The following is a 16,098-nucleotide window of genomic DNA, read 5'->3' as shown; positions in this document are numbered from 1 at the left end:
GAATTCTCCGGGCCGATCAGCGCAACAGTGGCCGCAGCAGCTCGCGGGAAATGATGTGGCGCTGGATTTCCGAAGTGCCTTCCCAGATCCGTTCGATCCGCGCATTACGCCAGATGCGCTCCACCGGACCTTCGTCCATCAGGCCCATGCCGCCGAAAATCTGCACTGCTTCATCGGCGGTACGGCCGAGCACTTCACTGGCGAACAGCTTGGCCATGCCAGCCTCGCCATCGGTCATGGTGCCCTGGTCCATTTTCCAGGCGGTGTGCAGGGTCAGCAGTTCGGCAGCGCGGATTTGCGTGGCCATGTCGGCCAATTTGAACGACACGCCCTGGTAAGTGCCGATCGGCTGGCCGAATTGCTTGCGGTCCGCCGCCCATTGCAGCGACACGTCCAGTGCGCGCTGGGCCTGACCGACGCAGTTGGCCGCGACCATCACCCGGCCGGCGGTCAGCCAGGCGTTGGCCACCTCCCAACCCTTGCCGACTTCGCCCAGCACTTTGCTGGCCGGCACGCGGCAGTCGTCGAAGAACATTTCAAAGGTGTGATAACCACGGTTGCTCACGCACTTGGGCCCACGGCGAATGGTCATGCCCGGGGTGTTGCGGTCGACCAGGAACGAGGTCACGGCGTTACGCTTTTTGCCGTTGTGTTCGTAGGTGTCGGTCACGGCGAAGACGATGGCGAAATCGGCATGGCCGGCGTGGCTGATGAAATGCTTGCTGCCGTTCAGGATGAAGTCGTCGCCTTCACGCACGGCGCGGGTCTTGATCGCATTGGCATCGGAGCCGGCGCCCGGTTCGGTCAGGGCAAAGCAGTCGATCTTTTCACCCTGGATGCACGGCAACAGGTAGTCGTTGATCTGGTCGCCGGTGCAGGCCATGAGGATTTTCGACGGCCGCGCGACGAACACGTGCAGCGCCCAGGACACCTTGGACAGCTCACGTTCGATCAGCGCCTGGGACAGGTAGTCCAGACCGCCACCGCCCACCTCTTCGGGCATGTTGAAGGCGTAGAACCCGGCGGCAATCGCCTTGCCGCGAATCTGTGCCGCCAGTTCCGGGGAAACCTCGTCGGCGCGGTCGACTTGCTCTTCATAGGGCAGCAGTTCCTTCTCGACGAAGCTGCGTACCGAGTCCACCAACATTTCTTGTTCTTGGGTCAGTTGGAAATTCATGCTGCTACCTGTTGTTCGTGTTCTGGGAGATGGAGAGGAATCAACGACCGATGAAGCGTGCCGGGCGTTTTTCCATGGCGGCGCGCAGGGCTTCGTTGCCGTCTTCGCTGCGACCGCAGAGCAGGCCGGCGGCGAGTTCGGCTTGCAGCTGTTCCGGCAGGCTGCGTTCTGCGCCTTCACGCATGAGTTTTTTGGTCTGGGCGAAGGCAAAGGTCGGGCCGGCGGCCAGGCGTGCGGCCAATTCGCTGGTGACCGTCAGCAGTTGATCGTCGGCACAGACATCGCCGACCAGACCGGCGTCGAGTGCACGGTCAGCACTCCACAGTTCATCGAGGAACAGCAGGCGCTTGGCCTGTTCGCTGCCGATCAAACGCGGCAGGTGCCAACTGGCGCCGGCATCCGGCGAATACGCCATGCTGGTGTAGCCGGCCTTGAAGCGCGCCGATTGCCCGGCRATGCGCAGGTCGCAGCACAGGGTCAGGTCCATCCCGGCGCCGACGGCGGTGCCATTGATGGCGGCGATGGTGGGTTTTTCCAGGCTGTGCAGGCGGGTCATCAGGGCGTGGGCTGTTTCGGTCCAGCCATAGGTTTCCAAGGCGCCCCGGGCTTCGGCATCGGCCCATTCATCGAGGTCGGCGCCGGCGCAGAAACTGCGGCCGCTGCCGGTGAGCACCACCACACGCACCGCTGGATCGGCGTTGAAACCGTCGAGCAAGGCATGCAGGTTTTTCAGCGTCGGAATGTCCAGCGCATTGCGCTGGGCAGTGCGATTGAGGGTGATCCAGGCAACGCCTGCTTCGACCTGGCTGAGCAGCGACGATTGAGTGGTCATGGGAATCCTCGAATTATTGTGATTGGTCTGAGGTGATGCGACTTGAGGCCATACTAAACGAGTGTTCAGTAAGGCGGCAATCGGCGGAGAAATGGGCTGTAACAAGCTCAAAAATCATGTAACACATTGGTTTTATTGAATTATTTATAAATGGGCGAGCGTAAGCCATTGGCGCTGTTACAACTTCGAACAACTGGCGACACGTGGTATGTCGCAGCTTTCACATCCACCACAAAACAACTGTGGGAGCGGGCTTGCTCGCGAAGAGGCCCTGTCAGTCAACATTGATGGTGACTGACACTCCGCTTTCGCGAGCAAGCCCGCTCCCACAAGGGGGATGGTGTTTAGTTCAAGGGATCAGGCAGTCGGCAAGCTCGGCGCCAACACGCCCTGACGCTTGCGATGGATCAGGAAGTACGCGCCATAGCACAGGGCAATGAAGCCAAAGCCCCAATACAGCGACGGACGCTGGGTTTCATCCAGGGCCAGGAACACGAACAGCGAGCAGCACAGCGTGATGCACATCAGCGGCAATACCGGGAACCACGGCGCGCGGTATTTCAGATCGCTGAGTTTGCCGCCGTCACGCAAGTACGCCTTGCGGAACTTGTACTGCGCCAGCGCGATGACAATCCAGGTCACGGTGCCGGACATGCCGCTCACCGCCATCAGCACCATGAACAAGGTGTCGGCGGCGACGAAGCTGGTCATCAGCGACACCAGCGCGAAGCACAGGGTGATGCTCAAGGCGCGCAGCGGCACGCCGCGCTTGCTCAAAGGAGACAGGCTTTTCGGCGCCATGCCGGTTTTCGACATCGCCCACAGGATGCGCGTCGAGGCGTACAGGCCGGAGTTGCCCACCGACAGGATCGCGGTGAGGATCACGAAATTCATCAGGTCGGCGGCGTAGGGAATGCCGACCATGTCGAACACCTGCACGAACGGGCTTTCCATCAGGCCCGCCTGCTGCCACGGCACGATGGCCGACAGCACGATAATCGCAAGCACATAGAAGATCAGCACGCGGAACACCACGTTGCGTACGGCGCGGGGAATGCTCTTTTCCGGCTGATCGGTTTCACCGGCGGCCACGCCCATGATCTCGCAACCCTGGAACGCGTAGACCACGGTCATCATCACCGCGAACACCGCCGACAGACCGTTGGGGAACAACGAATCGCCGATCAGGTTGGTCGCCATCGGTGCCGGTGCGCCACTGCTCAGGGGCATCACGCCGAAGATCACCAGCACGCCGACCACGATGAAACCGAGAATCGCCGCGACCTTGATCCCCGAGAACCAGTATTCGGCTTCACCAAAGGCACGGGTCGCCATGGCATTGATAGCGAACAGCACCACCACGAACAGCGCCGACCAGTACCAGATCGGCACGGTCGGGAACCAGCGGGTCATCAGCATACCGGCGGCGGTGAACTCCAGGCCCACGGTGGTGGCCCAGCTCATCCAGTACACCCAGCCGATCATGAACCCGGTGGCCGGACCGATGAATTTGGTGGCGTGGGTCTGGAACGAACCGGACACCGGCATTTGCACCGACAGTTCGCCCAGGCAGACCATCACCAGGTACATCAGGAAACCCGCGACCAGGTAAGCCAGGATCGCCCCCACCGGGCCGCCCTGATTGATGGTCACGCCGGAGCCCATGAACAACCCGGTGCCGATGACGCCGCCCAGGGACAGCATGAAGATGTGCCGGCTCTTCAGGGCGCGGGTCAGCTGTATGCCTTTACGATCAGTATTTTCGTTCATGTCGGCACCTCAGCAGTCAGTGAGGTGTACAGCGCGCGACAGGACGTCACGGCGCAGGGAGGGATCAGCTTTACGGCAATTCATTATTATTATCTCCAATAAGCTTCGAAGACCGCGCTGCGGCGGTTGCGTCGATTATTGGAAAGCCATGTAAGTTCGCGTTGACCGTAAAGATCGAAGTTGTACAAAGTCGTAACAAACTTGTACGTCAGCTCTGCAACAGGCCTTCGAGGGTGTCGAGTGAGTGCTGCAATTGCTCATCGAGCGCGGGGCTCATGCGCTGGATCGCCGACTCATCGTTTGCCAGCGCCAAGGTCTCCAGCGCCCTCAAGGTGCTGGCCAAGGCCCGAAAACCCAGGGAATCGCAGCTACCGGCCAGGCGGTGAGCCAGTTGCGCGACCTCTGTGCAGTCGTCGGCGTCCATGGCTTCATGCAGCGCGTCACGGTGTTGCAGGATCGAGTCACGTAGCACCGCCAGCAGGCCCTGGACCTTTTGCGCGCCGAGCAGGCTGCGATGGGTCTGCAACAGCGGCCAGTCCATTGCCTCATCGCTCGGCAGCGACTCGGCCACAGGCGCATGCCCTTCCAGCACCTGGCGCAGGTTTTCCAGCTTCAAGGGCTTGGCCAGGACACCGTCCATCCCGGCCTCCAGATAACCGCGCAACAGTGCCGGTTGCACGCTGGCGGTCAGGGCGAAAATGCGCGTATGGCGGTTCGGCCCGTCGCTGTGGCGGATCTGCCGGCACAGCTCGACACCGCTGATGCCCGGCAGATGCACGTCCAGCAGCATCAGGTCGAACACCTGCGCCGCGCAGTGTTGCAGCGCCTGATCCGCTTCTTCGGCCAGCCACACCCGGTGGCCGTCCCGTTGCAGCAATCCTTTGGCCACTTCGCGATTGAGTTCAACGTCTTCGACCACCAGGATGTTCAGTGCCGGCCCCGCCGCGCGAACCGGCGCGACTTCAACCACAGCACTGGCCGGCTGCAAGGACAGCTCGAACCAGAAGCAACTTCCGCGCCCCTCTTCACTGTCCACGCCGATGCAGCCGCCCATCTGCTCCACCAGATGTTTGCAGATCGCCAACCCCAACCCCGTGCCACCAAAACGTTGCGCGACTTCTTCGCTGGCCTGGGTGAACCGCTCGAAAATCTTCGCCTGCATCGCCGGGGCAATGCCGATGCCGTCGTCCGTGACACTGACCCGCAGGCGCTGCCCGGTCTGTTCTCCGGTTTCGCTGAGCAGCGCCACCTCGACGCTGACTTCGCCGCCTTCGGTGAACTTGATCGCGTTGGCCAGCAGGTTGCTCAGCACCTGACGCAGGAACTGCTCGGCGCCGTGGTGATGCTCGGCAACCCGCTGATCGATGCGGCAACTGAGGATCGTGTCGTTGTTCAGCGCTCGCGGTTCCAACAGTGTCAGCACCTCGTCGAGCAACTGGCGCAACGAGAAATCTACCGGTTCGGGATGGCTGACGCCCTCCTCCAGCTTGGCGAAATACAGCACTTCGTTGAGGATCGTCAGCAAGCCTTCGCCGGCCTTGTGCAAGGCATCCAGGCGTTTGCCGTCCTGGGCATCCAGGCGCGCGCCGCGCAACAATTCGGCCATGCCGAGAATGCCATTGAGGGGCGTGCGCAGTTCGTGGCTCATGGTCGCCAGAAACCGCGACTTGGCAAGGTTGGCCGCTTCCGCCTCATCTTTGGCGCGCATCAGGCTGGCGGTGCGGCGCTCGACCATTTTCAGCAATTCGTCACGGTTGTCCTGCAGGGCCAGGCGATCGGTTTCCCGGCGTTCGATGTCCCGCAGGATCGCCCGACGCATATCGTCCAGCGCATGGGCCACGGTGTCGATTTCGTCACTGCCGCGACGCTTGTCCAGGTGCAGGGGCTCATGCCATTCACCGGCCGCGATGCGCCGGGCAAACTCGGCCATGACTTTCAGGTGCCGGGTCACCAGCCGATAAAACAGCCCCGACAAGGCAACGGCCAGACCGCAGAGGAACACCGCCATCCACAGCAGGCTGGTCAAACCGGTGGCATAGAGACGCTGGTACACCGCCCCCAGATCCGTGCTCACTTCCAGCTCGCCAAGGTGGCGCAACAGGCCGGACGGTGGCTGATAGTCCAGGGCAAAGCGCTCGATGCGCAGCGGTCCCGTGGGGTGCGGATTACCCTGTACCAGGTCGAAATCGGCGCTGCTCAAGTGCACCCGCGCGACGTCGGAGAAGTCCACCAGCCCGCGCAACTGCACGTTCAACTGTTCCTGGTTCAAGTCCCAGAGGCTGCGTTCCAGGCTGGCCAGGTAGCCAGCGCGGATCAGCTCCATGCGCGAATCGATGTCGCGCATTTCCCGTCGATACTCGATGTACAGTTGCACGCTGCTGGCCAGCACGGTGAAGCACAGGCTGAACAACAGGATGAACAGCAACAGGCGCCGCAACAGTCCACCGGGACGGGCGCGAATCATTGCGCATCCGCCGGCAGGTTGATCATGTCGCGGTAGGTCACTTCGCTTTCGTTGAGCCAGCGCTCGATGTCTCCGGCATCGACCATGCGCTGCAACTGCGCATTGATCTCGGGCATGCGAGCGGCCAAGGGCGAGCGCCGCGACACCGCAACCCGCAGATAATCCACGCTCAAGGCTTTGGGCAAGGCAACGATGTCCTGGCCGCCGGGCAGGTTTTCCACATACAACTGGCCGGTGCGCCGCTCCTGGGTGATGAAATCGATGCGCCCGCGAATCAGCTTGCCGAAGTTCTGGTGGCTGTCGGAAACCCATTCGATATTGTTGTTGCGCGCGACCATGCGATCGAACTCCACGCCGTAACTCTCGCCAAACAACAGGCCGCCACGGTAATGGGCCAAGTCGTCCAGTTGATCGAATTTCACCGGATGCTGGCGGTTGATGAACAATGCCACTTCTTCACGCAAGACCGGCACCGTCGAGAACAGCATGCTCTGCTCCCGTTGCGCGGTGCTGTAGGCCAGCACCACATCGACCCGGCCTTCAGCGGCGTCCAGCAGGCAGCGTTTCCAGTTGCCCAGCACAACCATCTCGACCTCGTAACCCAACTGGCCGAACAGGTTTTTAACCACGTTCGGTGCCAGGCCGCGCACTTGTTTGCCATCGCTCCAGGAGATCGGCGGATACACCGGGTAATCGCAATAGCGAACCTTGTCCGCCGCGACGGCATGGCCGGCCACCAGCACCGCCAGCAGGCAAAGCCATCGCGCCATCAGCTTCAGGCCGCCACGCTGGCGGTGAACAGGTAACCGGCGCCGTGAATGGTGATGATCAATTGGGGTTCGGCCGGATCGTCGTGCAACTTGCGGCGCAGGCGCCCGACCAGCACGTCGATGGAGCGGTCGTTGGGCACCCATTCGCGGTTGCGGATCTGGTCCATCAACTGATCGCGGCTGAGGGTGTGGCCGCTGTTGCGCAGGAACACGCTGAGCAATTGGTATTCGCCGTGGGTCAGCAGGGTTTCGCTGCCGGACGGGTCGATCAGACGACGGCGATCGGTGTCCAGCGCCCAGTCGGCGAACTGCTTGACCGGCTTGGCCGCCGCGACGGCCGGCGCTGGCGTTTGCGCATGTCGTACCCGGCGAATCAGGTTTTTCGCCCGGGACACCAGTTCCCTTGGATTGAGGGGTTTGATCACGTAGTCATCGGCGCCGCATTCGAGGCCGACAATACGGTCGATCTCATCAAAGCGCCCGGTGATCAGGATGATCCCGACTTCCGAACGCACCCGCAGTTCGCGGGTCAGGGTCAGGCCGTCCTTGCCCGGCAGGCGGATGTCGAGCATCACCAGGTCGACGCTCTGGCTGGCGAGGAAGGTTTCCGCCAGTTCCGCCGTGGCGGCGCAATGGACGTCGTAGCCTTCCTGGGACAGGTAGGCGTGCAGCAGATCGCGAATCAGCGGATCGTCATCGACGATCAATACCCGAGGAGTCATCGCTTGGTGTCCGGCATAGGCCCTGAGGCCAGTTTCTTATTAGAGTGTTTTCCTGCATCGGCGCCAGAGAGTATCGATTGCTGAACGACTGATCAACAGTCGCTCGTCTGCACGCAGAAGCGCTGGCGTCCGCCGGCCTGCAAACCATCGACCCAGGCCTCGCAAATCTGGATGCCCTGCTCCGGGGTGAAGGTGCCGGGGTTCAGCCCGGACTCCAGCCACAAGCCGTCGAGCAAGGCGCTGAGGCTGATGGCGGCAAGGTCGGCGTCGAAGTTTTCCCAGCCTTCCTCCCGGGCCAGTTCCGCCAGCACCTTGCGCAGGATGCCGCGATACTCGCCATAGGAATGATCGTGGGCCTGGTTGATGGCCTCGGCGGTTTTCACCGCGCCCCAGAACGCCAGCCACGCATCGATCAGTTGCGGATCGAGCAGCTCGGCGGAAAACGAGCCGCGGAAAAACGCCGACAAGCGCTCCCGGGCATTCGGCGCGGCTTGCTCCATCGCGTCGCGCAGCAGGGTCATGACCCGCCCAGTGATCGCCATGTAGGCCTCGGCCACCAGTTCATCCTTGCCGGAATAGTGATGGCTGATCAGCCCCACCGAGACTCCGGCCTCGGCGGATATCTTGCGGATCGACGCGCCCTGGAAGCCGTGACGCTTGAGGCACACCAGCGTCGCCTCGATCAGGTTGGCTTTGCGCAACTCCGGTTCCATGCGGGAAAAACGGGCTTCCTGGTTCATGGGCGACACGCTCCTTGGTTTAATCGTTTAAGCCCGCGCGGGTTAGCGGCGGGCTGAACGACTGTACAGCAAGAGCGGGCCATTTCTCCAGTCAGTTGCCAGTCTGGTAGACCGTGGTGCCTGCTTCGCGGGCAAGTCGAATCGTCGCACCGCCACTCCCACAGGTTTTTTTGTTGGTCACAGATTTTGCGTACACCTACCTCCCCCTGTGGGAGCGGGCTTGCTCGCGAAGGGGCCAGCTCAAACAACACAGAACCCGGATCAGTCCCGATACCCCGGCGCCACTCGATCCAGCATTCTCAACAACGCCGCCCAGGCCAGTTGCATGGCATCGGGATCACTCAGCTCCCCATCCTCCAACGGTCGCCCCGGATCATTGAACTGCCGCTCGGTATGCGCGCAGACCTCGTGCGACGGCAGCACAACTTCACCGGCGGCTTGGGCGGCCAACTGGATTTCACAGGCTTTTTCCAGGTAGTACATGCGCAGGAATGCCTGGCTCACGGTCTCGCCAACGGTGAGCAAACCATGGTTGCGCAGCATCAGTACCGATTTGTCGCCCAGGTCCGCCACCAAGCGTTGTTGCTCGCTCAGGTCCAGCGCCACGCCCTCGTAGTCGTGGTAGGCAACACGGCCATAAAACTCCATGGAAATCTGGTTCACCGGCAACAGCCCGCACTTCAACGCCGCCACCGCACAGCCGGATTTGGTATGGGTGTGCAGCACGCATTGCGCATCTTCACGGGCGCCATGAATGGCGCTGTGGATCACGAAACCGGCCGGATTCACCGGGTACGGCGACGGCTCCACGGCGTGGCCATCGAGGTCGATCTTGACCAGGTTGGACGCAGTGATTTCATCGAACATCAACCCGTAAGGGTTGATCAGAAAGTGATGCTCCAGCCCCGGAATGCGTACCGAGATGTGGGTGAAGATCAGATCGGTCATGCGAAAGTGCGCAATCAAGCGGTAACAGGCCGCCAGTTCCTCACGCAGGCGCTGCTCGGTGGCGCTGCGTTCAGGGGCCAGGTGGCTGGCGATGTTGTTCATGGTTGTGGTTCTCCAGGCTGATCGGCTGGGGCAGACAGTAAGGCTGGACGCTTGGACACGTCCAGCCGTCCGCGTTTATTTGCTGGCCCAGGCGTTGAAGCGCTCTTCGAGCTCTTCGCCATGATCGACCCAGAAACCGACGTTCATCGACAGCGCGTCCTTGAGGTTCTGCGGCGCCGTGGGCACCCATTGCGCCAGTTTGTCGTCCAGCCGTGCGGCGGCCTGGGTGTTGGTCGGGCCGTAGGGAATCTGCTGCACGTAGTTGATCTGGGCGTCCGGCTGGTTGGCGAAGGCGATAAAGCGCGTGGCCTGATCCACGTGCCGGGAGCCTTTGATGATCGCCCAGTAATCCATGCCGTACAGGCTGCCGGGCCAGACCAGGCCGAGGTGGCTGCCTTTCTGCGCGGCGTCGGCGATGCGTCCGCTGTAGGTCGAGGTCATCACCACATCGCCGGCGGTCAGCCATTGCGGCGGTTGTGCGCCCGCCTCCCACCACTGGATGTAAGGCTTGAGTTCAGTGAGTTTGGCGAATGCCCGGTCCACACCCTGCGGGGTGCCGAGTACCTTGTAGACGTCTTCGGTTTTCACCCCGTCCGCCAGCAAGGCGAACTCCAGGTTGTACACCGCGCGTTTACGCAGCCCACGCTTGCCGGGGGTTTTCTTCACGTCCCAAAAGTCTGCCCAAGAGGTCGGCGCTTGGGCCAGTTTGTCGGTGTCATAGGCAATCGCCACGCTCCACACCAACGCCGCAGACCCGCATTCCTGCGCCGCTTCGGGGATCAACTGGTCGGCGTGCCCCAGGCGGGCCCAGTCCAGGCGCTCGTACATGCCTTCTTCGCAGCCGCGCATCAGGTCCGGTCCTTCGATCTGCACCACGTCCCAGTCGACGTTGCCGGTGTCGACCATCACTTTGATCCTGGCCATTTCGCCGTTGTATTCGCTCTGGATCACCTTGCTTTGATCCACGGCGGCGAAGGGTTGAAAGAACGCCACGTCCTGGGCTTTTTGTCCGGCTCCGCCGTATCCGACCACCACCATGTCCGATGCTGCCTGGGCGCTGCCCAGGCCCATGGCCACGGACAACACCAAGGGATAAAAACCGTGCTTGAGCATGTGCGATTTCATCAGTGGTTCCTCTTGCAGGTGCCACCCGGACAGATGCCGATGCGGCCCTTTTTTATTGTTGTGAGGTTTGGCCCAGGAGCGGGCTCGAGACGAAACTACTGTAAGACACAGTAAAAAAACAAGTTGATTTTTTACTGATGGTAAATTTCTATAGGCAAATAATAACAACGCCGAAACCCGGCCTTTCGGCTTCAGCCTGTCAGGAGTACCCGCCCCATGCCGACCTCGACACCCGCCTTCGCGCACCTGTTCGAACCCCTGGAGATCCGTGGCAAGCGCCTGAAGAACCGCATCATGTCCAGCGGGCACGACACCTCGATGCCCACCGACAACCTGGTCAATGAACAATTGATCGCCTATCACCGGGCGCGTGCCGAAGGCGGTGCCGGGCTGATCGTGCTGCAAGTGGCCGGCGTGCATGACAGTGCGCGCTACACCTCCCACGTGCTGATGGCCACCGACGATGCGTGCATCGAGGGCTACCGCAAACTGGCGCAAACCTGCCACGCCCACGGCACCGTGGTGTTGTCCCAGGTGTTCCATCCGGGGCGGGAGATCATGGAGTCCAGCGATGGCCTGCTGGCGGTGGCCTACTCCGCCTCGTCGGTGCCCAACGAACGCTTCCGGGTGATGCCCCGTGCGCTGGACCAGGCCATGATCGACGAGATCGTCGCCGGTTATGCCGCTGCCGCCCGCCGTCTGCATCAGGCAGGCATCGACGGCGTCGAGGTCGTGGCCAGCCACGGTTACCTGCCAGCGCAGTTCATCAACCCGCGGGTCAACCGGCGTACCGATGGCTACAACGGTGAGCTGGAACAGCGTTTGCGTTTTCTACGCGAAGTCATCAAAGCCGTGCGTGCGGCGACCGACGAGCAGTTCATCATCGGCCTGCGCATCTCTGCCGACGAGCGCGACCCTGAAGGCCTGACCGAGGACGAATCCCTGGCCGCCGTGCAGTCACTGCAAGCGCAGCTTGATTACGTGCACATCGTCGCCGGCACTTCGGCATCCCTGGGTGGCGCGGTGCATATCGTGCCGCCCATGGCGATCGAAGCGGCGTACCTGGCCAGGGAAGCCGGGACGTTCAAGGCCAGTCTGAACATTCCGTTGTTTGTCACCGGGCGCATCAACCAGCCCCAGGAAGCCGAGCTGATTCTGGCTCGCGGCCAGGCCGATGTGTGCGGCATGACCCGCGCGCTGATCTGCGATCCGCAAATGCCCAACAAGACCGACACCGGCCGCGTCGAAGACGTGCGGGCGTGCATTGCCTGCAACCAGGCCTGCATCGGCCACTTCCACAAAGGCTTGCCGATTTCCTGCATCCAGCACCCGGAAACCGGGCGCGAACTGATCTTCGGCGAACGCCGACAAGCGCCACAGCGCAAACGCATCATGATCGCCGGCGGTGGTCCGGCCGGGATGAAAGCCGCCACCGTCGCGGCCCAACGTGGCCATGAGGTGACGCTGTACGAAGCCAGTTCGCAACTGGGCGGTCAGGTGTTGCTCGCGCAACTGCTGCCTCGGCGCAGCGAGTTCGGCGGTGCCAGCACCAACCTGCAGCGGGAAATGGAGTTGGCCGGCGTGCGCGTGGTGCGCAATACCCGAGTCGACCGGGCACTGGTGGAGCAGGAAAAACCGGACATGGTGATCGTCGCTACCGGTGCCGAACCCTACTGGCCACCCTTCGAGCGCGGCGGTGAATTGCAGGTGGTGGACGCCTGGCAAGTGCTGCGCGATGAAGTACGGATCGGCCGTTCGGTGGTGGTGGTCGACTGGCGCTGCGACTGGATCGGCCCCGGCATCGCCGAACGTCTGGTCCGTGCCGGGCACCAGGTGCAATTGGCGGTCAACGGCACCCATTGCGGAGAAAACCTGCCGCTGTACGTGCGCGATCAACTGGCCGGCGAGCTGCACAAGCTGGGCGTGCCGATCACACCGTACGCGCGGCTGTATGGCTGCGATGACAACACGGTGTACTTGCAGCACACCGCCAGTGGCGAACCGATACTGATGGAGAACATCGACACCTTGGTGCTGTGTCAGGGCCATCAACCGGTGGATACCCTGGGCGCCGAACTGCAAGGGCTGGTGGAGTTTCGCCGCATCGGCGACTGCCTGGCGCCGCGTACCGCCGAAGAAGCGATTTATGAAGGCCTGAAAGTCGCGTGGGAGCTTTAAGGCTGTTTATACTCCGGGGCTTTTACGGTCCGCGTAACCTCCTGTGGGAGCGGGCTTGCTCGCGAACGCGGTGGATCAATCGCCATTGATGTTGAATGATTAACCGCTTTCGCGAGCAAGCCCGCTCCCACAGGGATTGTGGTCTTTGGCTCAGCCCCCGGTTCGGAATTTTCCATGAGCAACAACAGCAAGACCCCGCCCGCATCAGGCAGCGCCGAACCGCATTTTCTCGGCACGCGCATTCGCGGCCTGCGCAAGCGCCGGGGCATGACCCTGGCGGAACTGGCGCAACAGAGCGAACTCACCGCCGGCTACATCAGCCAGCTGGAACGCAACCTCGCCTACCCGTCGATTCCGGCGCTGTTCAACATTGCCCGCAGCCTCGGCGTCACCATCCAGTGGTTCTTCGCCAGTGAAGCGGTCACCGCGCCCGAAGACGATGGCGTCGTGGTGCGCAAGAACAGCCGCCTGAACGTGCATTACGAAGACGGCATCGTCGACCAGTTGCTGACGCCGCAAGCCAACCACCAACTGGAAATGCTCCACTCGCGTTTCCCGCCCGGCACCTACAGCCAGCAAAGCTACAGCCACGACGGTGAAGAAGCCGGCTACTTGCTCTCGGGGAGTTTCGAGTTGTGGGTCGGCGAGCGCCATTTCCAGCTCAATGAAGGCGACAGCTTCAGCTTTTCCAGCCAGGAACCGCACCGCTACGGCAACCCCGGCGATGTCGATGCGGTGGTGATCTGGGTGATTACGCCGCCGACGTTCTAACGTCGGCTGCGACCTGGGGACGGCGTGACACTCGCACGCTTGAGGGTGTCACTCGGCAGCTCGTTGAACAGCGCGCGGTAGCTGCTGGAAAACCGCCCCAGATGCCAGAACGACCAATGCATGGCGACTTCAGCCACGGTGGTTTGCGTGGGCGTGCGGCTCAGCAGTTCGCGGCGGGCGCTATTGAGTCGGCGCAGGCGCAGCCATTGGGTCGGCGACATGCCCGTGTAGGTCTTGAACGCATGCTGCAACTGGCGCAGTGAAACCCCGGCAACCTGGGACAACTCCAGCAGGTTGAGGTGTTCTTCCGGCGTGTCCGCCGCCCATTCCCCTACCCGCTTCATGATCGCCCGCTCCCCGGCCCGGCGCTGCAACGCACTCTGGTCGAGGCCGACACAGGCGTTGTCGAGGATGAACAGGCAATCTTCCAGCAACTGTTGGGTCAGCGCTTCGCGGCTCGGTGGATCGAAGGTCTGCGACAGCCGCGTCAAGGTCCCGCTGAGCCAACGGCAGAACAGCGCGTTCTGCTGGGAGTTCAGCGGCGCCATGAACAACCCTTCGAGCCTGGCGATGTCGAGGCTGTGGCGCTTTACAAACTCCGGCCCGAACACCACGGCGATTTCCTGGTAGTTCTCCGGGGTGATCCAGATGTTGCGGCTCTCGCCATTCAACACGTACAGCGCGTTGTCGCCACGATCGAAACAGAACGACAACGAGCCCTGGGGCGCGCTGAAATTCTGCTCGACCCGGGTGTTCATCGACTCTTCGTAAATCTCCACGCCCTGCAGATCCAGATAACGCACCAGCCCTGCGAAATGCCCCGGCGACATCTGCTGGTATTGCTGGACCCAGCCCGGCGTGGCGCGGATTTGCTCGGCGACATCGGCGGTGTTGAACGCTTGGACCTGGAGGGAATTGGAACCTGTCATGGGGCGACCTTACGCACTCTTTTGGTGCGCTTCGTGCTGCTTAAAGTGGATAGATGGAACCGCAAGGCTCGCACAAGATAGTCGTCAACGCGCTACAGGGGAAGTGTCCGGCGGATGAAACCGGTCTCTCCTGGCGTTAATAAAACCAATAACGAGGTCTTTATGAATGTCCCTTTCGATCAGCTGTTCACTTGGCTGAAAGATCACAAGATTACCGAAGTCGAGTGCGTCGTCAGCGATCTGACCGGCATTGCACGCGGCAAAATTGCACCGACCAACAAGTTCCTGCATGAGCGAGGCATGCGCCTGCCGGAAAGTGTCCTTCTGCAAACGGTAACCGGGGACTTTGTCGACGACGACATCTACTACGACCTGCTCGACCCGGCCGATATCGACATGGTCTGCAAGCCGGACGCCGACGCCGTCTACGTGGTGCCATGGGCCATCGAGCCGACCGCCATCGTGATCCACGACACGTTCGACAAGTTCGGCAACCCGATCGAACTGTCGCCGCGCAACGTGCTGAAGAAAGTCCTGCAGTTGTACACCGACAAGGGCTGGCGGCCGATTGTCGCGCCGGAAATGGAGTTCTACCTGACCCAGCGCTGCGAAGACCCGGACTTGCCGCTCAAGGCGCCGATGGGCCGTTCGGGCCGTGCCGAAAGCGGTCGTCAGTCGTTCTCCATCGACGCGGCCAACGAATTCGATCCGCTGTTCGAAGACGTCTACGACTGGTGCGAACTGCAAGGTCTGGACCTCGACACGCTGATCCACGAAGACGGCCCGGCGCAGATGGAAATCAACTTCCGTCATGGCAACGCCCTGGACCTGGCCGACCAGATCACTGTGTTCAAGCGCACCATGCGTGAAGCGGCGCTCAAGCACAATGTGGCGGCAACCTTCATGGCCAAACCGGTCGGCGACGAGCCTGGCAGCGCCATGCACATTCACCAGAGCGTGGTGGACATCGCCACCGGCCAGCCGATCTTTGCCGATGCCGATGGCAACATGAGCGAGCTGTTCCTGCACCACATTGGGGGCCTGCAGAAGTACATCCCGAAAGTGCTGCCGATGTTCGCCCCGAACGTCAACTCGTTCCGCCGCTTCCTGCCGGACACCTCGGCACCGGTGAACGTCGAATGGGGCGAAGAAAACCGCACCGTCGGCCTGCGCGTGCCGACCTCAAGCCCCGACGCCATGCGCGTCGAGAACCGTCTGCCGGGCGCCGACGCCAACCCGTACCTGGCCATCGCTGCCAGCCTGTTGTGCGGTTACCTGGGCATGGTCGAGCGCATCGAGCCGAGCGCTGCGGTACAGGGCCGCGCCTATGAGCGTCGCAATCTGCGCCTGCCGATCACCATCGAGGACGCCCTGACCCAGATGGAAGAGTGCGACACCATCAGCCGCTACCTGGGCAGCAAGTTCGTGCGGGGCTATGTCGCGGTCAAACGCGCCGAGCACGAGAACTTCAAACGGGTGATCAGTTCGTGGGAGCGTGAGTTCCTGATGCTGAGCGTCTAAAAACCTCGCTCCCCAAGGGATCACATATCCCCTGTGGGAGCGGGCTTGC

The 16,098-nt window shown here is 62.0% G+C and carries 13 protein-coding genes; 3 read left to right on the top strand and 10 right to left on the bottom strand.

Annotated features, from left to right (window positions below):
• Positions 1-16: 16 nt before the first annotated feature.
• From AC1DVE_RS23070 to AC1DVE_RS23030, 9 genes are all read right to left on the bottom strand, one after another.
• Complete coding sequence (locus tag AC1DVE_RS23070) at positions 17-1,177, bottom strand: acyl-CoA dehydrogenase family protein (RefSeq protein ID WP_056725048.1); 1,161 nt, start codon at positions 1,175-1,177, stop codon at positions 17-19.
• A gap of 40 nt (positions 1,178-1,217) precedes the next feature.
• Positions 1,218-2,009 carry an enoyl-CoA hydratase/isomerase family protein gene (locus AC1DVE_RS23065; protein WP_223461209.1) on the bottom strand — a complete coding sequence of 264 codons (792 nt, stop codon included), beginning with the start codon at positions 2,007-2,009 and terminating at the stop codon, positions 1,218-1,220.
• 357 nt (positions 2,010-2,366) lie between these two features.
• The gene (locus AC1DVE_RS23060; protein ID WP_223461207.1) at positions 2,367-3,779 is read right to left on the bottom strand and encodes an amino acid permease; all 1,413 of its coding nucleotides are present in this window, start codon (positions 3,777-3,779) and stop codon (positions 2,367-2,369) included.
• Between the two features lie 208 nt (positions 3,780-3,987).
• A complete protein-coding gene (locus AC1DVE_RS23055) occupies positions 3,988-6,243 on the bottom strand; it encodes an ATP-binding protein (protein WP_223461205.1) in 2,256 nt (751 codons plus the stop codon).
• Positions 6,240-7,013 carry a substrate-binding periplasmic protein gene (locus tag AC1DVE_RS23050; RefSeq protein ID WP_223461203.1) on the bottom strand — a complete coding sequence of 258 codons (774 nt, stop codon included), beginning with the start codon at positions 7,011-7,013 and terminating at the stop codon, positions 6,240-6,242. The genes AC1DVE_RS23055 and AC1DVE_RS23050 overlap by 4 nt, the downstream gene beginning before the upstream one ends.
• 5 nt (positions 7,014-7,018) lie before the next feature.
• Positions 7,019-7,735, bottom strand: coding sequence for a response regulator (locus tag AC1DVE_RS23045; RefSeq protein ID WP_223461201.1), 717 nt, complete (start codon positions 7,733-7,735; stop codon positions 7,019-7,021).
• A 92-nt stretch (positions 7,736-7,827) separates the two neighbouring features.
• Positions 7,828-8,475 (bottom strand): TetR family transcriptional regulator C-terminal domain-containing protein, encoded by a 648-nt coding sequence (locus AC1DVE_RS23040; RefSeq protein ID WP_110659255.1) that lies wholly within the window; start codon positions 8,473-8,475, stop codon positions 7,828-7,830.
• 261 nt (positions 8,476-8,736) lie between these two features.
• Positions 8,737-9,525, bottom strand: coding sequence for a class II aldolase/adducin family protein (locus AC1DVE_RS23035; protein ID WP_223543153.1), 789 nt, complete (start codon positions 9,523-9,525; stop codon positions 8,737-8,739).
• A gap of 75 nt (positions 9,526-9,600) precedes the next feature.
• The gene (locus AC1DVE_RS23030; protein WP_223533665.1) at positions 9,601-10,650 is read right to left on the bottom strand and encodes an ABC transporter substrate-binding protein; all 1,050 of its coding nucleotides are present in this window, start codon (positions 10,648-10,650) and stop codon (positions 9,601-9,603) included.
• Between the two features lie 216 nt (positions 10,651-10,866).
• On the opposite strand from AC1DVE_RS23030, the gene AC1DVE_RS23025 reads away from it, so the two are divergent.
• On the top strand, positions 10,867-12,828 hold the full coding sequence (locus AC1DVE_RS23025) for an oxidoreductase (protein WP_223461195.1): 1,962 nt from the start codon (positions 10,867-10,869) through the stop codon (positions 12,826-12,828).
• Between the two features lie 174 nt (positions 12,829-13,002).
• The gene (locus AC1DVE_RS23020) at positions 13,003-13,599 is read left to right on the top strand and encodes a helix-turn-helix domain-containing protein (protein WP_223461193.1); all 597 of its coding nucleotides are present in this window, start codon (positions 13,003-13,005) and stop codon (positions 13,597-13,599) included.
• Here the strand turns inward: AC1DVE_RS23020 and AC1DVE_RS23015 are convergent.
• Positions 13,596-14,528 carry a helix-turn-helix domain-containing protein gene (locus AC1DVE_RS23015; protein WP_223533664.1) on the bottom strand — a complete coding sequence of 311 codons (933 nt, stop codon included), beginning with the start codon at positions 14,526-14,528 and terminating at the stop codon, positions 13,596-13,598. The genes AC1DVE_RS23020 and AC1DVE_RS23015 overlap by 4 nt on opposite strands.
• A 162-nt stretch (positions 14,529-14,690) precedes the next feature.
• Between AC1DVE_RS23015 and AC1DVE_RS23010 the strand changes: the two genes are divergently transcribed.
• Entirely contained in the window at positions 14,691-16,049 is a 1,359-nt protein-coding gene (locus tag AC1DVE_RS23010) for a glutamine synthetase family protein (RefSeq protein WP_007974329.1), read from the top strand.
• The last annotated feature ends 49 nt before the right edge of the window (positions 16,050-16,098 follow it).

It is taken from the genome of Pseudomonas sp. P4_B4 (genome assembly GCF_056402255.1).
The sequence above is the reverse complement of the archived record's forward strand: the minus strand, read 5'-3'. Positions and strand labels throughout refer to the sequence as shown.